At 53.2% G+C, this 19,163-nt stretch carries 19 protein-coding genes; 12 read left to right on the forward strand and 7 right to left on the reverse strand.

Going from position 1 to position 19,163, the window contains the following annotated elements:
- Nucleotides 1-56 precede the first annotated feature (56 nt).
- The 8 genes from GHC22_RS06825 to cysM all read left to right on the forward strand — a co-directional run bounded on the left by GHC22_RS06825 (nucleotide 57) and on the right by cysM (nucleotide 7,590).
- Complete coding sequence (locus GHC22_RS06825; protein WP_048215807.1) at nucleotides 57-632, forward strand: RpoE-regulated lipoprotein; 576 nt, start codon at nucleotides 57-59, stop codon at nucleotides 630-632.
- A gap of 93 nt (nucleotides 633-725) precedes the next feature.
- Complete coding sequence (gene yfeX, locus GHC22_RS06830) at nucleotides 726-1,625, forward strand: porphyrinogen peroxidase (RefSeq protein WP_153752515.1); 900 nt, start codon at nucleotides 726-728, stop codon at nucleotides 1,623-1,625.
- 172 nt (nucleotides 1,626-1,797) lie between these two features.
- Nucleotides 1,798-2,589: an SDR family oxidoreductase UcpA gene (ucpA, locus tag GHC22_RS06835; RefSeq protein ID WP_003835020.1), complete on the forward strand. Its 792-nt coding sequence runs from the start codon at nucleotides 1,798-1,800 to the stop codon at nucleotides 2,587-2,589.
- A gap of 157 nt (nucleotides 2,590-2,746) precedes the next feature.
- Complete coding sequence (gene cysP, locus GHC22_RS06840) at nucleotides 2,747-3,763, forward strand: thiosulfate/sulfate ABC transporter substrate-binding protein CysP (protein WP_003835019.1); 1,017 nt, start codon at nucleotides 2,747-2,749, stop codon at nucleotides 3,761-3,763.
- Complete coding sequence (cysT, locus tag GHC22_RS06845) at nucleotides 3,764-4,597, forward strand: sulfate/thiosulfate ABC transporter permease CysT (protein WP_153752517.1); 834 nt, start codon at nucleotides 3,764-3,766, stop codon at nucleotides 4,595-4,597. It abuts the gene before it with no gap.
- Nucleotides 4,597-5,472: a sulfate/thiosulfate ABC transporter permease CysW gene (cysW, locus tag GHC22_RS06850; RefSeq protein ID WP_003038064.1), complete on the forward strand. Its 876-nt coding sequence runs from the start codon at nucleotides 4,597-4,599 to the stop codon at nucleotides 5,470-5,472. The genes cysT and cysW overlap by 1 nt, the downstream gene beginning before the upstream one ends.
- On the forward strand, nucleotides 5,462-6,559 hold the full coding sequence (cysA, locus tag GHC22_RS06855) for a sulfate/thiosulfate ABC transporter ATP-binding protein CysA (protein ID WP_048234762.1): 1,098 nt from the start codon (nucleotides 5,462-5,464) through the stop codon (nucleotides 6,557-6,559). Before cysW ends, cysA begins: the two co-directional genes overlap by 11 nt.
- Before the next feature lie 119 nt (nucleotides 6,560-6,678).
- Nucleotides 6,679-7,590, forward strand: coding sequence for a cysteine synthase CysM (gene cysM / locus GHC22_RS06860; protein ID WP_003835014.1), 912 nt, complete (start codon nucleotides 6,679-6,681; stop codon nucleotides 7,588-7,590).
- Nucleotides 7,591-7,681: 91 nt separating this feature from the next.
- On the opposite strand, the gene GHC22_RS06865 is transcribed toward cysM, so the two are convergent.
- On the reverse strand, nucleotides 7,682-8,398 hold the full coding sequence (locus GHC22_RS06865; protein ID WP_071446817.1) for a type 1 glutamine amidotransferase: 717 nt from the start codon (nucleotides 8,396-8,398) through the stop codon (nucleotides 7,682-7,684).
- Nucleotides 8,399-8,411: 13 nt separating this feature from the next.
- Nucleotides 8,412-9,704, reverse strand: coding sequence for a transcriptional regulator PtsJ (gene ptsJ / locus GHC22_RS06870; protein WP_153752519.1), 1,293 nt, complete (start codon nucleotides 9,702-9,704; stop codon nucleotides 8,412-8,414).
- Nucleotides 9,705-9,786: 82 nt separating this feature from the next.
- On the opposite strand from ptsJ, the gene pdxK reads away from it, so the two are divergent.
- Together pdxK and GHC22_RS06880 are read left to right on the forward strand one after the other, a co-directional pair.
- Complete coding sequence (pdxK, locus tag GHC22_RS06875) at nucleotides 9,787-10,653, forward strand: pyridoxine/pyridoxal/pyridoxamine kinase (protein WP_057066918.1); 867 nt, start codon at nucleotides 9,787-9,789, stop codon at nucleotides 10,651-10,653.
- A complete protein-coding gene (locus GHC22_RS06880; RefSeq protein WP_008785406.1) occupies nucleotides 10,650-10,889 on the forward strand; it encodes a hypothetical protein in 240 nt (79 codons plus the stop codon). The genes pdxK and GHC22_RS06880 overlap by 4 nt, the downstream gene beginning before the upstream one ends.
- A gap of 148 nt (nucleotides 10,890-11,037) precedes the next feature.
- On the opposite strand, the gene crr is transcribed toward GHC22_RS06880, so the two are convergent.
- From crr to cysZ, 5 genes are all read right to left on the reverse strand, one after another.
- On the reverse strand, nucleotides 11,038-11,547 hold the full coding sequence (gene crr / locus GHC22_RS06885; protein WP_000522253.1) for a PTS glucose transporter subunit IIA: 510 nt from the start codon (nucleotides 11,545-11,547) through the stop codon (nucleotides 11,038-11,040).
- Nucleotides 11,548-11,587: 40 nt separating this feature from the next.
- A complete protein-coding gene (gene ptsI, locus GHC22_RS06890; RefSeq protein WP_008785405.1) occupies nucleotides 11,588-13,315 on the reverse strand; it encodes a phosphoenolpyruvate-protein phosphotransferase PtsI in 1,728 nt (575 codons plus the stop codon).
- 45 nt (nucleotides 13,316-13,360) lie between these two features.
- Nucleotides 13,361-13,618 carry a phosphocarrier protein Hpr gene (ptsH, locus tag GHC22_RS06895; RefSeq protein WP_002913505.1) on the reverse strand — a complete coding sequence of 86 codons (258 nt, stop codon included), beginning with the start codon at nucleotides 13,616-13,618 and terminating at the stop codon, nucleotides 13,361-13,363.
- 383 nt (nucleotides 13,619-14,001) lie between these two features.
- Nucleotides 14,002-14,973, reverse strand: a complete 972-nt coding sequence (gene cysK / locus GHC22_RS06900; RefSeq protein ID WP_003038091.1) for a cysteine synthase A — start codon at nucleotides 14,971-14,973, stop codon at nucleotides 14,002-14,004.
- Nucleotides 14,974-15,136: 163 nt separating this feature from the next.
- The gene (gene cysZ, locus GHC22_RS06905; RefSeq protein ID WP_057066948.1) at nucleotides 15,137-15,898 is read right to left on the reverse strand and encodes a sulfate transporter CysZ; all 762 of its coding nucleotides are present in this window, start codon (nucleotides 15,896-15,898) and stop codon (nucleotides 15,137-15,139) included.
- A 230-nt stretch (nucleotides 15,899-16,128) separates the two neighbouring features.
- Between cysZ and zipA the strand changes: the two genes are divergently transcribed.
- Together zipA and ligA are read left to right on the forward strand one after the other, a co-directional pair.
- Nucleotides 16,129-17,076 (forward strand): cell division protein ZipA, encoded by a 948-nt coding sequence (gene zipA, locus GHC22_RS06910; protein WP_153752521.1) that lies wholly within the window; start codon nucleotides 16,129-16,131, stop codon nucleotides 17,074-17,076.
- Nucleotides 17,077-17,147: 71 nt separating this feature from the next.
- On the forward strand, nucleotides 17,148-19,163 hold the full coding sequence (gene ligA, locus GHC22_RS06915) for an NAD-dependent DNA ligase LigA (protein ID WP_060683464.1): 2,016 nt from the start codon (nucleotides 17,148-17,150) through the stop codon (nucleotides 19,161-19,163).

Genomic DNA, 19,163 nt, shown 5'->3' on the forward strand with positions numbered 1-19,163 from the left:
CACTTTTTGGGGAAACCGGACTCCAAGCACCGTTGATAAATAAGGAAGGAAGTGAAATGAAATCACTGCGTTTGACTTTATGCGCGATGCCGCTGCTACTGGCCGGGTGTTCAACGTTGTCCTCGGTGAACTGGTCTGCCGCCAATCCGTGGAACTGGTTTGGTTCTTCAACGCAGGTCACAGAGCAGGGCGTCGGAGCGTTAACAGGCGCTACGCCGCTGGATGAAAAAGCCATTGCTGATGCGCTGGACGGCGATTACCGCCTGCGTAGCGGAATGAAGACCGATAACGGTAATGTGGTGCGCTTCTATGAAGCGATGAAAGACGACAAGCTGGCGATAGTCATCAACGGCAGCCAGGGAACCATCAGTCGTATTGATGTATTAGATCACGATATTTCGTCAGCCGCGGGTGTCGAAATCGGTACACCGTTTAGCGACCTTTACACTAAAGCTTTCGGTAATTGCCAAAAAGCAACCGGAGATGACAGCGCGGGCGTTGAGTGTAAAGCTGAAGGAAGTCAACATATTAGCTATATTTTTTCCGGTGAATGGAGCGGGCCTGAGGATATAATGCCGTCTGACGACACGCTGAAAGCGTGGAAAGTAAGCAAAATTATCTGGCGGCGTTAATTTGCGTCTGAACAAATCGGCTTGTTAAAAAAACAGGTAGAATAGCGCCCATCAATGCCACGATGTCGTGGCATCTTTTTTTCAGGAGGAACAATGTCTCAGGTTCAGAGTGGCATTTTGCCAGAACATTGCCGTGCGGCGATTTGGATTGAAGCCAATGTTAAAGGCGACGTTGATGCCCTGCGTGCGGCCAGCAAAACCTTCGCCGATAAGCTGGCGACCTTTGAAGCTAAGTTCCCGGATGCGCATCTGGGCGCGGTTGTCGCTTTTGGCAACAACACCTGGCGTGCATTGAGCGGCGGCGTCGGTGCTGAAGAGTTAAAAGACTTTATCCCTTACGGTAAAGGTCTGGCACCAGCAACCCAATATGACGTGTTGATCCATATTCTCTCTTTGCGTCATGACGTGAATTTCTCCGTTGCGCAGGCGGCAATGGAAGCATTTGGCGACTGTATTGAAGTTAAAGAAGAAATCCACGGTTTCCGTTGGGTCGAAGAGCGCGATCTCAGCGGCTTTGTTGACGGTACGGAAAACCCGGCAGGCGAAGAAACGCGCCGTGAAGTTGCCGTTATCAAAGATGGTGTGGATGCCGGTGGCAGCTATGTGTTTGTGCAGCGTTGGGAACATAACCTGAAGCAGCTTAATCGCATGAGCATCCATGACCAGGAAATGATGATTGGTCGCACCAAGGAAGCCAACGAAGAGATCGACGGTGATGACCGTCCGGTCACCTCTCACCTGAGCCGTGTTGACCTCAAAGAAGACGGTAAAGGGCTGAAAATTGTGCGCCAGAGCCTGCCATACGGTACTGCCAGCGGCACGCATGGTCTCTATTTCTGCGCCTACTGCGCTCGTCTGTACAACATTGAACAACAATTGCTGAGCATGTTTGGTGACACTGACGGTAAGCGTGATGCGATGCTGCGCTTCACCAAACCGGTAACCGGCGGCTATTACTATGCACCGTCGCTGGACCGTTTAATGGCGCTGTAATGGTGAGCTAATCCTGTTATCGGCCACGAAATAGACATCCCCGCATCGTCGGGGATTTTTTTTACCTGAGATTAACCTGATTTAGTGAGCTATTCCTCAGCACTAATTTGTTATTGCTGTATCTTCTGCGTGAATGAAGTGAAGGCTTCATATTCAAAAGGAGAATATTGAAATGGGAAAACTCACGGGCAAAACAGCATTGATTACGGGCGCATCTCAGGGTATTGGCGAGGGTATCGCCAGAACGTTTGCCCGCCATGGTGCGAACTTAATCCTGCTGGATATCTCCGATGAGATTGAAAAACTGGCGGATGAGTTGGCTGGGCGAGGGCACCGTTGCACAGCTGTTCACGCTGACGTCAGAGATTTTGCGTCGGTCAAGGAAGCGGTGACGCGCGCGAAGCAGATTGAAGGCAAAATCGATATTCTGGTGAACAATGCCGGCGTATGCCGCCTCGGCAATTTCCTTGATATGAGCGATGAAGATCGCGATTTCCACATTGATATCAACATTAAAGGCGTCTGGAACGTGACGAAAGCCGTTCTGCCGGAGATGATTGCGCGCAAAGATGGGCGCATCGTGATGATGTCATCGGTGACCGGCGATATGGTTGCTGACCCGGGCGAAACGGCCTACGCGCTGTCGAAAGCCGCGATCATCGGTTTGACCAAATCCCTGGCGGTAGAATATGCGCAGTCCGGCATTCGCGTGAACGCCATTTGCCCTGGCTACGTTCGTACGCCGATGGCGGAAAGCATTGCGCGTCAGTCTAACCCGGAAGATCCTGAATCCGTTTTAGTCGAAATGGCGAAAGCGATCCCGATGCGTCGTCTGGCCTGCCCGCTTGAGGTCGGTGAACTGGCGGCGTTCCTGGCATCGGATGAGTCCAGTTATTTAACTGGCACGCAAAACGTGATTGATGGCGGCAGCACTTTGCCTGAAAGCGTAAGCGTCGGCGTCTGATTGATGCCGGTCTCCTCCCCATGTGCTGGGGAGGAGGTACCCCTTATTCTCTTTTCAACTTTCAAATCATCAAACGGTATATAAAACCGTTACTCCTTTAGCACTGGTTATAAATATGATGACCATAAGAAAGTCATTTAATTTATAAGGGTGCGCAATGGCCGTTAACTTACTGAAAAAAAGAACACTGACGCTGGCAGCCATGCTGTTGCTGGTGGGGCAGGCGCAGGCAACGGAACTGCTGAACAGTTCATACGATGTTTCCCGCGAGCTGTTTGCCGCCCTTAATCCGCCGTTTGAACAGCAATGGGCGAAGGATAACGGCGGCGACAAACTGACGATTAAACAATCTCATGCCGGGTCATCAAAACAGGCGTTGGCGATTTTGCAGGGGCTGAAAGCTGACGTCGTGACCTATAACCAGGTGACCGACGTGCAGATCCTGCATGACAAAGGCAAGCTGATCCCTGCCGACTGGCAAAGCCGCCTGCCGAATAACAGTTCGCCATTCTATTCCACCATGGCGTTTTTGGTGCGTAAGGGCAACCCGAAGAATATCCACGAATGGAACGATCTGGTTCGCCCGGACGTGAAGCTGATTTTCCCGAACCCGAAAACCTCCGGTAACGCACGCTATACCTATCTGGCTGCGTGGGGCGCGGCAGATAAAGCGGACGGTGGGGATAAAGCTAAAACCGAACAGTTCATGACCCAGTTTCTGAAAAACGTGGAAGTATTTGATACCGGCGGTCGTGGTGCAACTACCACCTTCGTGGAGCGCGGTCTGGGCGACGTACTGATTACCTTTGAATCGGAAGTGAACAATATCCGTAAACAGTACGAAGACCAGGGCTTCGAAGTGGTGGTGCCGAAGGTCAACATTCTGGCGGAGTTCCCGGTGGCCTGGGTAGATAAAAATGTGCAGGCCAACGGTACTGAAAAAGCGGCGAAAGCTTACCTGAACTGGCTGTACAGCCCGCAGGCGCAAACCATCATTACCGATTTCTACTACCGCGTGAATAACCCGCAGGTAATGGACAAGCTGAAAGATAAATTCCCGCAGACCGAATTGTTCCGTGTGGAAGATAAGTTTGGCTCGTGGCCTGAAGTGATGAAAACGCACTTTGTCAGCGGCGGTGAGCTGGACAAACTGCTGGCGGCGGGGCGTAAGTAAATGTTTGCTGTTTCTTCCCGACGCGTGCTGCCCGGGTTCACTTTGAGCCTGGGCACCAGCTTACTGTTTGTCTGCCTGATATTGCTGCTGCCGCTGAGCGCGCTGGTGATGCAACTGGCGCAAATGAGCTGGGCGCAATACTGGGATGTGATTACCAATCCGCAGGTGGTGGCGGCTTATAAAGTGACGCTGCTGTCGGCGTTTGTGGCGTCGATTTTTAACGGCGTGTTCGGTTTGCTGATGGCGTGGATCTTAACCCGCTATCGCTTTCCGGGCCGTACGCTGCTGGATGCGCTGATGGACCTGCCGTTCGCACTGCCTACGGCGGTGGCAGGTCTGACGCTGGCGTCACTGTTTTCGGTTAATGGCTTCTACGGCGAGTGGCTGGCGAAGCTGGATATCAAGGTGACCTACACCTGGCTCGGTATCGCGGTAGCGATGGCCTTTACCAGCATTCCGTTTGTGGTGCGTACCGTGCAACCGGTACTGGAAGAGTTAGGCCCGGAATATGAAGAAGCAGCTGAAACGCTCGGTGCTACGCGCTGGAAAAGTTTCCGTAAAGTAGTGCTGCCGGAGCTGTCTCCTGCGCTGGTGGCGGGCGTTGCGCTGTCGTTTACCCGCAGCCTCGGTGAGTTTGGCGCGGTTATTTTTATCGCCGGAAACATCGCATGGAAAACGGAAGTGACCTCGCTGATGATTTTTGTTCGCTTGCAGGAGTTTGACTACCCGGCCGCCAGCGCGATTGCTTCTGTGATCCTCGGGGCTTCGTTGTTGCTGCTGTTTTCAATTAACACTCTGCAAAGTCGCTTTGGTCGACGTGTGGTAGGTCACTGATGGCAGACATTACCCAATTGAAACGCTATGGCGCACCCCGCATCAACTGGGGGAAATGGTTTCTGATCGGCACGGGCATGCTGGTCTCCGCGTTTATTTTGCTGGTGCCGATGATTTACATCTTCGTGCAGGCGTTCAGCAAGGGATTAATGCCGGTATTACAGAACCTGGCGGATCCGGACATGCTGCATGCCATCTGGCTGACGGTGCTGATTGCGCTGATTGCGGTCCCGGTGAACCTGGTGTTTGGTGTGTTGCTGGCCTGGCTGGTGACCCGTTTTAACTTCCCAGGACGCCAACTACTACTGACGTTACTGGATATTCCATTTGCTGTCTCGCCGGTAGTCGCCGGTCTGGTCTATCTGCTGTTTTACGGCTCTAACGGCCCGCTTGGTGGGTGGCTGGATGAGCATAACCTGCAAATTATGTTTGCCTGGCCGGGGATGGTGCTGGTGACAGTGTTCGTGACCTGTCCGTTTGTGGTGCGTGAGCTGGTGCCGGTGATGTTAAGCCAGGGCAGCAATGAAGATGAAGCGGCTGTGTTGCTGGGTGCATCCGGCTGGCAGATGTTCCGCCGCGTTACGCTGCCGAATATCCGTTGGGCATTGCTGTACGGTGTGGTGTTGACCAACGCCCGTGCGATTGGTGAGTTTGGCGCGGTGTCAGTGGTTTCCGGCTCGATTCGCGGCGAAACCTTATCGCTGCCGCTACAGATTGAATTACTGGAGCAGGACTACAACACGGTCGGCTCCTTTACCGCCGCGGCGCTATTAACGCTGATGGCGATTATTACCCTGTTTTTGAAGAGCATGTTGCAATGGCGTCTGGAGAACCAGGAAAAACGCGCGCAGCAGGAGGAAAATCATGAGCATTGAGATTGCCAATATTAAGAAGTCTTTTGGTCGCACCCAGGTGCTGAACGATATCTCGCTGGATATTCCTTCAGGTCAGATGGTCGCGCTGCTGGGGCCATCCGGCTCGGGCAAAACCACGCTGCTGCGCATTATTGCCGGGCTGGAGCATCAGTCCAGCGGGCATATCCGTTTTCACGGTACCGACGTCAGCCGATTGCACGCCCGCGACCGTAAGGTGGGGTTCGTGTTCCAGCACTATGCGCTGTTTCGTCATATGACCGTTTTCGACAATATCGCGTTTGGTCTGACGGTCCTGCCACGGCGTGAGCGCCCGAATGCGGCGGCCATCAAAGCAAAAGTGACCAAACTGCTGGAAATGGTTCAACTGGCTCATCTGGCGGACCGTTTCCCGGCACAGCTCTCCGGCGGGCAAAAACAGCGCGTGGCGTTGGCGCGTGCGCTGGCGGTAGAGCCGCAGATCCTGCTGCTCGACGAACCGTTTGGCGCGCTTGATGCGCAGGTGCGCAAAGAGCTGCGTCGATGGCTGCGCCAGTTGCATGAAGAGTTGAAATTTACCAGCGTGTTTGTTACCCACGATCAGGAAGAAGCAACGGAAGTCGCAGACCGCGTAGTGGTGATGAGTCAGGGTCATATCGAACAGGCTGATGCGCCGGATCAGGTATGGCGCGAACCGGCTACTCGTTTCGTCCTGGAATTTATGGGTGAGGTTAACCGCCTGCAGGGGACGATTCGTGGCGGCCAATTCCATGTGGGCGCACACCGCTGGCCGCTGGGTTATACGCCTGGCTACCAGGGACCGGTGGATCTGTTCCTGCGCCCGTGGGAAGTGGACGTGAGCCGTCGTACCAGCCTGGATTCGCCGTTGCCGGTACAAGTGCTGGAAGCCAGCCCGAAAGGACACTACACCCAATTAGTTGTGCAACCCCTGGGGTGGTATAACGAACCGTTGACGGTAGTCATGCAGGGCGATGATTCCCCTGGCCGCGGCGAACGTCTGTTTGTCGGGTTGCAAAATGCGCGCCTGTATAACGGCGACCAGCGTATTGAAACGCGGGAAGAGGAACTTGCCCTGGCGCAAAGCGCCTGATAGGTTAATTCGTATAGTTATCATCCGGTGGCGCTGCGCTTACCGGGCTTACCAGGTGCAGCATGACCTGTAGGCCGGGTAAGTACAGCGCCACCCGGCATTTTTATTGAGCTGAAAACGTGAACACATTAGAACAAACAATTGGCAATACGCCTCTGGTGAAATTACAACGTCTGGCGCCGGATAACGGTAGTGAAATTTGGGTCAAGCTGGAAGGCAATAATCCCGCAGGTTCGGTGAAAGACCGCGCCGCGTTGTCGATGATCGTCGAAGCGGAAAAACGCGGAGAAATTAAGCCAGGCGACGTGCTGATTGAGGCGACCAGCGGTAATACCGGAATTGCGCTGGCAATGATCGCCGCGCTGAAGGGCTATCGCATGAAGCTGCTGATGCCAGACAACATGAGCCAGGAGCGCCGTGCGGCGATGCGCGCCTATGGTGCCGAGCTGATTCTGGTCACCAAAGAGCAGGGGATGGAAGGCGCGCGCGATTTAGCCCTTGAGATGGCGCAGCGTGGAGAAGGCAAGCTGCTGGATCAGTTTAATAATCCGGATAACCCGTACGCGCATTACACTACCACCGGACCGGAAATCTGGCAGCAGACGTCAGGTCGTATTACCCACTTTGTCTCCAGTATGGGAACGACAGGCACCATTACCGGTGTGTCGCGTTTTCTGCGTGAGCAAGAAAAAGCGGTCACTATCGTTGGCCTGCAGCCGGAAGAGGGCAGTAGTATTCCGGGAATTCGCCGCTGGCCTGCGGAATATATGCCGGGCATTTTTAACGCCTCGCTGGTGGATGAGGTGCTGGATATTCATCAGAACGATGCGGAAAACACCATGCGTGAACTGGCCGTTCGCGAAGGGATTTTCTGTGGTGTCAGTTCTGGTGGCGCGGTAGCGGGGGCGTTACGTGTGGCGCGCGCGACCCCGGGAGCGGTGGTGGTGGCGATTATCTGCGATCGCGGCGATCGCTACCTTTCAACCGGCGTGTTTGGCGAAGAGCACTTTAACCAGGGATTAGGGATTTAGTTTTCAGGCCTGATAATCATAGCACTATCAGGCAAACGTACGGCACGAGCGCCGGATGACGACGTAAAGCGTCTTATCCGGCCTGGCATAATCAATCGTTACGTTTTTCCACAAGCTTATCAAGGAATTGCCACAGTTTCTCATTCATCTGCTGATAATCCCATGCTCGCATCTCTTCAACGGAACGGATGAAACGCTTGCCTTTAGCTTCCGCCAGTTCTTGTTCGGAGTGTTGAATAAGCCCTTCTATAGCATCAGCCGTAAACTCCATATGGCACTGAAAACCATAAACAAAATTACCGTATTGCACGATTTGTCGTGGGCAGCCCTCGCTAGCAGCAAGAATGGTCGCCTGGTCGGTTAATCCTGGCATGTCGTTGTGCCAGTGACCGACGGTAAGCGGTGAGCCGAAATGGCTGAACAGCGGGTGCTGTTGACCGGCTTCGGTCAGAACGATGGGGTAGTGACCAATCTCTTTTTCCGGACTCTGGCACACCTTCGCACCCAGCGCTTCGCCGATTAACTGTGAACCCAGGCAGATCCCCACCACAATTTTACGTGCCGCAATCGCCTGGTTGATCAGATGCTGCTCGGCCTGAGAATCAAAGTACGGGCACTCTGCCAGCGTGGTTCGTGGTGACTGCGGACCGCCAAACACCACCAACATATCGAAATCATCGGCGTTTGCAGGAACCGCTTCTCCGGCATAAACGCGCGACCAACTGACGCTATAGCCGCGTGATTCGGCCCACGGCAGATACGCGCCAGCAGATTCGAAAGACTCATGAATAACAAAATGAACTCGCACTTTTTCTCTCCTGTTAGCGTTTTAGCGCCTGATGAATATCAGCCGCCAGCTTATCAATGTCGCTGTCAGTTAAGGTTGACAGCGTAATACGCAGGCCGTGGGCAGGCGTGTTGACGCCGAACACTTCGCCTTCCCGAACCAGCCAGCCGGACTTTGCCAGCGCAAAAGCGATCTCCTGACTGTGATCTGCCAGCGGTAACCACAGATTCAGACCGTCACCGACGGGCAGTTCAATGCCATGTTGGCGCAGAGCCGTATTCAGCTTTTGCTGCTGGACGGCGTAAAACTGCTGCGTTTGTGCCAGTGTGTGTTGATATGTCTCGTCACTCAGGCACGCGCAGGCTAAATCCTGCAGCAGATGGCTGACCCACTGACTACCGGAGTTGAGCCGTAAACGCAGTTTCCCGGATGTGAGCGGATCGCTGGCCACAATGGCCAGGCGTAAATCCGGACCTAACGTTTTTGACATCGAACGGACAATCGCCCAGTGCGTGGTTTCCTTCGCAATCACCGGATACCAGCGGCAAGCAGATAGCAGCGCAAAGTGGTCGTCGACGATCGCCAGCACCTGCGGGTAGCGGGCCAGGATCTCCTGCAATTGCGCCGCGCGTGAAGCGCTCAGGCTGCATCCTGTCGGGTTATGCGCGCGCGGTGTCAGAATCACTGCCCGCGCGCCTTTCTGTAGCGCGAGTTCCAGTTGGTCCGGCAGCATGCCTTCGTGGTCAACATTGGCCGGACTGGCGGAGAAACCAGCATAACGCAGCATGTTGATGCTGCTCAAAAAGCATGGATCTTCTACGACAACGCTATCACCAGGCAGTAAATGGGCGCACAGTAGCCGTTCGATAGCATCAATGGCGCCGCTGGTGATATCAATTTCCCCCTTGCCGGGCATTGCATTTTGCATCCATTGTGATGCCCATACCTTAAGCCCTGGTGACACAGCGGCATCGCCGTACAAACGCGGATTCTTATTTATCTTCGCGAAATAACTACTCAGGTCAGGAAGACGCGAGGGCGCTGGATTACCGCCGGAAAGATCGATAAGCGGGGTATCCGGATTACCACCTTCCAGCGCAACAGGGGCAGTAATCCCCTTAATCACCGTGCCGTTGCGTCCCAGGCTCTGCGCCAACCCGGAGGTGACCAGGCGTTTGTAAGCCGCCGCGACAGTATTGCGGTTCACGTTTAATGCCGTTGCCAGTTCCCGCACTGGCGGCAACGTTTCGCCTGCTGCCAGCGTGCCTGTAGTGACATGTTGACGGATACTGTCAAAAATTTCGTTAGCGGTTTTTCCGTCGATCATTATTGACCTATGACAAAATGAATTTTAGCATATGACGATAATAGTGAGGCGTAGGCCCGCTGTCCAGCGAGAGGAGAAATTTATGGAGCAGGAGAGTGATATCCAGTCAGTGCTCTTTGACGACACGAATCGGGCATTACAGACCGATATCGTCGCCGTCCAGTCACAGGTGGTGTATGGCAGCGTAGGTAACAGCATCGCCGTCCCGGCCATTAAAGCGCAGGGGTTACGCGTGACGGCAGTACCCACGGTGCTGTTCAGTAATACCCCGCATTATGAAACCTTTTACGGCGGCGTTATTCCGTCTGACTGGTTTAGCGGCTATCTCCGCGCCTTAAGCGAGCGTGATGCCTTGCGTGAGCTAAAGGCGGTGACAACAGGATACATGGGCAGCGCGGAGCAAATCGCCTTGCTGGCACAGTGGCTGGAAACCGTTCGGGCCACGCATCCGGACCTATGCATTTTGGTCGACCCCGTGATAGGCGATACGGATAGCGGCATGTATGTGAAAGCCGAAATCCCGGAAGCTTATCGTCAGCACCTGCTGCCGTTGGCACAGGGGCTGACGCCGAACGTGTTCGAGCTGCAAATGCTGAGCGGAAAGCCGTGTCGAACGCTTGATGAAGCCATTACGGCGGCACAATCACTACTCACTGACACCCTGAAATGGGTGGTGATTACCAGCGCGCCGGGGGATACCGAAGAGATTATTAACGTTGCGGTGGTGACGGCTGAAACGGTTGAAGTGTTAGCCCATCCGCGAGTGAAAACGGATCTGAAGGGGACTGGCGATCTGTTTTGTGCAGAGCTGGTGAGCGGCCTTGTACTGGGGAAAGCGCTGACGACCGCGACGCACGACGCCGCGCAGCGGGTGCTGGACGTGATGACGTGGACGCACCTGTGCGGTTGTGATGAATTAATTCTGCCACCGGCAGGGGAGGCGCGATGAAGAGTTACCGGCTGGTAGTTCGCCAGAATGGGCGTATGGTTGGACATTTTGACACCAACGGGGCAGCAGCGCTGGAAGATATCTGTGTAGCGCGGGCCATGTTTGGTATTGCGGGTGGCTACGATTGTGAATTGTTAGTGGCAGACTCGGAGCGACGGATGCTGGAAAGCGGGCCGGAAGGGATGAAGATTCTGATGCGCGAGGCGTGTTACCGACCGGTCACCTCACAGATTTAATGCCGGATGGCGACGAGAACGTCTTATCCGGCCTACGTTACGGAGTTTGCTGTAGGCCGGATAAGCGTAGCGCCATCCGGCAGGGTTTTGATATCCATCAGATAAAAAAAATGGCGCCTGATGGCGCCATCTTTCTCTGCAAAAAGAATTACTTCTTGATGCGGATAACCGGAGTCTCACCCACTGTCACGCTACCGGACAGTTTGATCAGCTCTTTGATTTCGTCCATGTTGGAGATAACAACCGGAGTCAGGGTAGACTTGGCTTTTTCTTCCAGCAGCGGCAGATCGAATTCAATAACCGGGTCGCCCACTTTCACGCGCTGACCTTCTTCAGCGATGCGTTTGAAGCCTTCGCCTTTCAGTTCAACGGTATCAATACCGAAGTGAACAAACAGCTCAATGCCGCTGTCGGATTCGATAGAGAAAGCGTGGTTGGTTTCAAAGATTTTGCCGATGGTGCCATCAACAGGGGCAACCATTTTGTTACCGGTTGGTTTGATAGCAATGCCATCACCAACGATTTTTTCAGCAAAAACTACATCCGGCACGTCTTCGATGTTGACGATCTCGCCAGAGAGCGGAGCAACGATCTCAATAGTTCCGGTGTCTTTCTTATCATCAGAAACCAGAGATTTCAGTTTATCGAACAAACCCATGATCTTCTCCTAAGCAGTAAATTGGGCCGCATCTCGTGGATTAGCAGATTGTTTTTTCTTCAATGAACTTGTTAACCAGCGTCATTAACTCGTCCGTTGTCGGTTGAGCAAGAGCCTGCTCTGCTAACACCTTCGCATCTTCGAAGTTCGTGTTACGGATAATCTTCTTAATGCGCGGGATAGAAATGGCGCTCATAGAGAATTCGTCCAGACCCATCCCCAGCAACAGAAGTGTAGCACGTTCGTCGCCTGCAAGCTCACCACACATGCCAGTCCATTTGCCTTCAGCATGAGAAGCATCAATAACTTGCTTGATCAGCGTCAGCACAGATGGCGACATCGGTTGGTAAAGGTGTGAAATCATATCATTACCACGGTCAACTGCCAGGGTGTACTGCGTTAAATCATTGGTGCCGATACTAAAGAAATCAACTTCTTTGGCTAAATGACGCGCAATTGTTGCCGCAGCTGGTGTTTCCACCATCACGCCAATCTCAATGCTCTCGTCAAATGCTTTACCTTCGTCGCGCAGTTCCTGTTTGTAGATTTCGATCTCTTTGCGCAGTGCACGCACTTCTTCAACAGAGATGATCATTGGGAACATGATACGCAGTTTGCCGAAAGCAGAGGCGCGCAGGATAGCGCGAACCTGGTCACGCAGGATCTCTTTACGATCCATGGCGATACGCACGGCACGCCAGCCCAGGAACGGGTTCTCTTCTTTCGGGAAGTTCATGTACGGCAGTTCTTTATCGCCGCCGATGTCCATGGTACGGACGATGACCGCCTGAGAGCCACAGGCTTCAGCAACGGCTTTATACGCAGCAAACTGTTCTTCTTCAGTTGGCAGCGATTCACGGTCCATGAACAGGAATTCGGTGCGGTACAGACCCACACCTTCAGCGCCGTTACGCTCGGCGCCTTCAACGTCACGAACGGTACCGATGTTGGCGCAAACTTCAACCTGGTGACCGTCCAGCGTGATAGCCGGCAGATCTTTCAGCTTAGCGAGTTCCGCTTTCTCGGTTGCAACCTGCTCCTGAACGGCACGCAGTTGCTCAATAACGTCGTTGGTCGGATTGACGTAAACCTGATTGTTTACGGCATCCAGAATCAGATAGTCGTCGTTTTTCACCTGAGAGGTGACGCTACCCGTACCTACGATGGCAGGCAGTTCCAGAGAACGCGCCATGATAGAGGTATGAGAGGTACGTCCGCCCGCATCAGTGATGAAACCCAGCACCTTGTTCAGGTTCAGCTGTGCGGTTTCTGACGGGGTCAGGTCTGCGGCAACCAAGATAACTTCGTCCTGGATAGCGCTCAGATCAATAATTGCCAGACCCAGAATGTTACGCAGCAGGCGTTTACCGATGTCACGTACGTCAGCCGCACGTTCTTTCAGGTATTCATCATCCAGCTCTTCCAGGGCTGTGGCCTGACCTTCGATAACTTCATGCGCAGCTGCATCAGCCGTCATGTGCTTATCTTTAATCAGGGCTATGATTTCCTGCTCCAGCTCCTCATCTTCGAGCAGCATGATATGCCCTTCAAAGATGGCTTCTTTTTCTTCACCGAACGTTTCACCAGCTTTGGTTTTGATCGCTTCCAGTTGCGCAGATGCCTTGGCACGACCGCTCAGAAAACGTTCAACTTCCTGATCAACCTTGTCGGCAGAAATTTTTTTCCGGTCAATGACGATCTCGTCTTCTTTCAGCAGCAGTGCTTTGCCGAAAGCGATACCCGGGGATGCTAAAATGCCTGAAATCATAACCCTACCTTACTTGTGACTGATATTTAAAAGAACTCGTTGAACTTACTCGAGTTCAGCCATCAGTTTAACCAGATGCTCAACTGCTTTCTGCTCGTCTTCACCTTCTGCGGACAGGGTGACAACGGTACCCTGAGTCAGGCCCAGAGTCTGCAGTTTAAACAGGCTTTTGGCGCTAGCGCTTTTGCCGTTGGAAGTCACAGTAATTTCAGAAGTAAAGCCTTTTGCTTCTTTAACAAACTGAGCAGCAGGGCGAGTATGCAGACCGTTCGGAGCGGTAATGGTAACTTCTTGCTGGAACATTATATTTCCCCAACTTATAGGTTTAGTGTTGTGGAACTAAAGTCTAGCCTGGCGGCTCAACTTTAGCCTGTATTGTTAGCATCGGCGTAAACTGGACGCGACACAAAAGGAGTTCGGTGCAATCCGTTGCTGGCAACTTCTTGCCGCTGACGTTTCGTTCGTCATTAAACATTATGCCGCGAAAGGAAGAGTTGAACCAAATCATAAAATCGATTCAGCTAGCGCTTTTCCTGTAACGATTAATTTCGCGCATCAAAATAATTAGTTTGGTTAAATACCAGTTCCGGCGGGCTGAATCAATGCCAGGCGAGTTGAAACTTTGAAGCAGGCCACAAAAAAGCACCCAAAAGGGTGCTTTTTTACGCGTTTTTAACATGCTGGCACTACTGTTGCAGTTCTTTCTCTGTAAAGAGATCGGCAAACAGTGCAGTGCTCAGATAACGCTCACCCGATGACGGTAGAATAACCACTATATTCTTATTGGTAAAGGTTTCATCTTCCTGGAGCTTAAGCGCGGCAGCAACCGCAGCACCGGAAGAGATCCCAGCCAGAATACCTTCTTCTTCCATCAGACGACGCGCAGTAGAAATAGCTTCATCATTAGTGATGGCAACGACTTTATCGATAAGCTTCAGATCAAGGTTACCCGGAATGAAGCCTGCTCCAATGCCCTGAATTTTATGCGGGCCTGGTTTGAGTTCTTCACCTGCCAGCGCCTGGGCGATAACCGGGGAGTCGGTAGGTTCAACCGCGACGGTGATCAGATCGGTTTTGCCTTTAGTGCCTTTAATGTAACGGGTCACACCAGTCAACGTACCGCCAGTACCGACGCCGGAAATAAAGACATCAACCTGGCCATCGGTATCTTCCCAGATTTCCGGGCCGGTGGTTTTTTCGTGGATTTCCGGGTTTGCCGGGTTGCTGAACTGCTGCAGCAGCAGGAATTTTTCCGGATCGCTGGCCACAATTTCTTCCGCTTTCTGAATCGCGCCCTTCATACCTTTTGCGCCTTCGGTCAGCACCAGGTTTGCGCCCAGCGCTTTTAAGAGCTTGCGGCGCTCAATGCTCATGGTTTCAGGCATGGTCAGAGTCAGTTTGTAACCGCGAGCTGCGGCAACGTAGGCCAGCGCAATCCCTGTGTTGCCGCTGGTTGGTTCGACCAGCTCTACACCCGGTTTCAGTACACCACGTTTTTCGGCATCCCAAATCATGTTGGCACCGATACGGCATTTGACGCTAAAGCTTGGGTTGCGTGATTCCACCTTCGCCAGAATGCGTCCGTTACCGATACGGTTCAGTCGAACCAGCGGCGTATGACCGATAGTCAGCGAGTTGTCTTCAAAAATCTTACTCATGGCCTGTCCTTAACTGTATGAAATTGGGATACCGCTTCAGCATACCTGTTGAGAAAGTATGGGGAAGTAAGGAATTCGTATATCTATATGCCACCAGGAAATAATGCGTTGCAGTATGGAATAAGAGCGGGCATAAGCCAGCCCGCTTTTACACATTTTTGCATTACTTCCATAACGCGTGCTTAGCACGATAGCAGTCTACCCACATCGCCGTGGCACCACAAACCGCGACCGGCATGATGAACAGATTGAGCACCGGAATCATGGTGAACAGGCTGGTCAATGCGCCAAATTGCATATTGGTGACCTTGCGTGTGCGCAGCGCGACGCGCATCTCCTTAAAAGGCACCTTATGGTTATCAAACGGATAATCGCAGTACTGAATGGCCAGCATCCACGCGCTGAACAGGAACCACAGCACCGGGGCGACGGTCTGACCAATACCCGGAATGAAATAGAGGATCAGCAACACGACGGCGCGCGGGAGATACCACGCCAGCTTTTGCCATTCACGTTTCATAATACGGGGAACATCTTTCATGATGCCGAGAACGCCGGTGTCAGGCGGTGTTGCGCCCGTTAAGCGTGCTTCCAGCTGTTCTGCCAGCAGACCGTTAAACGGCGCGGCAATCCAGTTGGCTATGGTGGAAAACAGGTAGCCGAACACCAGTAGTACGGAGATAGTGACAATCGGCCACAGCAAGTAGCTGAGCCACTGAAGCCAGTCAGGGACGTGACTCATCAGCGCGGGGATCCAGCTATCGAGTTGTGTGAATAGCCACCAGAATGCGCCGCCCATCAGCAGGATATTCACCAGCAAAGGCAGGATGACAAAGCGACGAATGCCCGGTTGGGTGATGAGCTTCCATCCCTGTGAAAAGTAATAAAGGCCGCTGCGAGGTACGACTGCAGATGATGAAACCATGGTCAGGACATACTCCTTGTTATATAAGCTCTGGTAAACTTTGCGTATCTTACCGGGTTGTTGAGCGTTAAGCTGTTCAGAAATGTTCGAAAAAACAGCAAAAAGCACAATTTTGTTCATCTTTATGCCGTGAAAGCCAAGAGTGCACTTGCACTTGGCGTAATCGACAAATACTCTTAGTGAGTAAATGTTTGCCGTGGTGGCAAGGTGTTAGAACAACAGAGAATATAATGATGCAGGATTTGCGTCTGATATTAATCATTGTTGGCGCGATCGCCATAATCGCTTTACTGGTACATGGTTTTTGGACTAGCCGTAAAGAGCGGTCTTCTATATTCCGCGATCGCCCACTGAAACGCATGAAGTCTAAACGTGAAGACGAGGATTCGTTCGACGACAACGTCGAGGAAGACGAATGCGTGGGCGAAGTTCGCGTTCATCGTGTGAATCATGCTCCCGGTAACGCGCAGGAACATGGTGTTCCTCCTCAGTCGCCGCAACACCAGTACCAGCCGCCTTATGCGTCTGCTCAGCCGCGTCAACCCGCGCCGCAGCCGGTGCAGCATCAGCCTGTTCAGCAACAACCTGTGCAGCAGCCGATGCAGCATCAGCCCGTTGCTCCGCAGGTTCAGCAGCCCGTGCAGCAAGCACCGCAACCTGCGCCGCAGGCTTTCCAGCCCGCAGAGCCTGCCGTTGAACATCAACCGCAGCCTGAGCCGGTAGTTGAAGAAGCGCCTGTTGCTGAAAAACCGCAGCGTAAAGAAGCGGTCATTATTATGAACGTTGCGGCGCATCACGGTAGTGAGCTCAACGGTGAAGTGCTGCTCAACAGCATTCAGCAAGCCGGTTTTAAATTTGGCGATATGAATATTTTCCATCGTCATTTGAGCCCGGATGGCAGCGGTCCTTCGCTGTTCAGCCTTGCCAATATGGTTAACCCAGGAACGTTTGACCCCGAAATGACGGGTGATTTCAGCACCCCTGGCGTGACTATTTTTATGCAGGTTCCGTCCTACGGTGACGAGCTGCAAAACTTTAAGCTGATGCTGCAGTCCGCGCAGCACATTGCCGATGAAGTGGGTGGTGTGGTGCTCGACGATCAACGTCGCATGATGACGCCGCAGAAACTGCGCGAGTATCAGGACCGCATCCGCGAAGTTAAAGAATCTCGCGCCTGATTTTCCTCTGGCGTGACATCTCCTTGCTAAACCCCCGCCTGTCGGGGGTTTTTTATCATTGATGGTGCGATATGGAATCAATCGAACAACAACTGACAGAACTGCGAACCACGCTTCGCCATCATGAGTATCTCTACCATGTGATGGATGCGCCGGAAATTCCCGATGCGGAATATGATCGCCTGATGCGTGAACTGCGCGAGCTGGAAGCGCAGCATCCGGAACTTATCACCCCCGACTCGCCAACCCAACGTGTTGGCGCCGCCCCGTTAGCAGCGTTCAGCCAGATTCGCCATGAAGTGCCAATGCTGTCGCTGGATAACGTGTTTGATGAAGAGAGTTTTCTCGCCTTCAACAAGCGCGTGCAGGACAGACTAAAGAGTACGGATAAACTAACCTGGTGCTGCGAACTGAAGCTGGACGGGCTGGCGGTCAGTATCCTGTATGAAAACGGTGTGCTGGTCAGTGCCGCAACGCGTGGTGATGGTACTACGGGTGAGGATATTACCTCGAACGTGCGCACCATCCGTGCGATCCCGTTAAAACTGCGAGGCGATAACATTCCGACGCGTCTGGAAGTGCGCGGTGAAGTGTTCCTGCCGCAGGCCGGATTTGAAAAAATTAACGAAGAGGCCCGCCGCACTGGCAACAAAGTGTTTGCTAACCCGCGTAACGCAGCGGCCGGGTCATTGCGCCAGCTCGATCCGCGTATCACAGCGAAGCGACCGCTTACTTTCTTCTGCTATGGCGTTGGTGTGCTGGAAGGTGGTGTGCTGCCTGATACCCACCTGGGCCGTCTGCTGCAATTTAAAGAGTGGGGATTGCCGGTGAGCGACAGAGTTACGCTTTGCGACTCTCCGGAGGAAGTACTTGCTTACTATCACAAGGTTGAAGAAGACCGACCGACGCTGGGATTCGATATCGACGGTGTGGTGATCAAAGTCAACTCTATGGTGTTGCAGGAACAACTGGGTTTTGTTGCCCGCGCGCCGCGCTGGGCGGTGGCCTTTAAGTTCCCGGCGCAAGAGCAGATGACCTTCGTACGTGATGTTGAGTTTCAGGTTGGACGTACCGGGGCGATTACACCTGTCGCCCGCCTTGAGCCAGTTCAGGTTGCCGGGGTGTTGGTCAGTAACGCCACCTTGCACAATGCGGATGAAATTGAGCGTCTTGGTTTGCGTATTGGCGATAAAGTCGTCATTCGCCGTGCGGGCGATGTCATCCCGCAGGTAGTGAATGTCGTGCTTTCCGAGCGCCCGGACGATACGCGTGAAATTGAGTTTCCCACACACTGTCCGGTATGCAACTCAGACGTTGAGCGTGTGGAAGGCGAAGCGGTTACTCGCTGTACTGGTGGTTTAATCTGCGGAGCGCAGCGTAAGGAATCGCTGAAACACTTCGTTTCCCGCCGTGCGCTGGACGTTGACGGCATGGGCGACAAAATTATCGATCAACTGGTCGAGAAGGAGTATGTCCACACACCAGCGGATCTCTTCACACTGACCGCAGGTAAGCTGACCGGTCTTGATCGTATGGGGCCGAAATCGGCACAAAACGTGGTGAATGCGCTGGAAAAAGCGAAAGAAACAACGTTTGCCCGTTTCCTCTATGCGCTGGGTATTCGCGAAGTCGGCGAAGCTACGGCGGCTGGTCTGGCGGCGCATTTTGGCACCCTTGAGGCGCTGGAAGCGGCTTCCATTGAAGAGCTGCAAAAAGTGCCGGATGTCGGCATTGTGGTAGCGACCCACGTGTTTAATTTCTTTGCTGAAGAGAGTAACCGCGAGGTGATCGTCCAACTGCTGGCGCAGGGGATTCACTGGCCGGCGCCGGTGGTCATCAACGCTGAAGAAATCGACAGCCCCTTCGCGGGTAAAACGGTAGTGCTGACCGGGAGCCTGAGCCTGATGTCACGCGATGACGCCAAAGCGCGACTGACCGAGTTGGGTGCAAAAGTGGCCGGCAGCGTATCGAAGAAAACCGACCTGGTGATTGCCGGTGAAGCGGCGGGTTCGAAGCTGGCAAAAGCGCAGGAACTGGGTATTGCCGTGATCGATGAAGCTGAAATGATCCGCTTACTGGGTGCCTGA

Source organism: Citrobacter sp. H12-3-2 (genome assembly GCF_009649895.1).
GTDB lineage: Bacteria > Pseudomonadota > Gammaproteobacteria > Enterobacterales > Enterobacteriaceae > Citrobacter > Citrobacter portucalensis.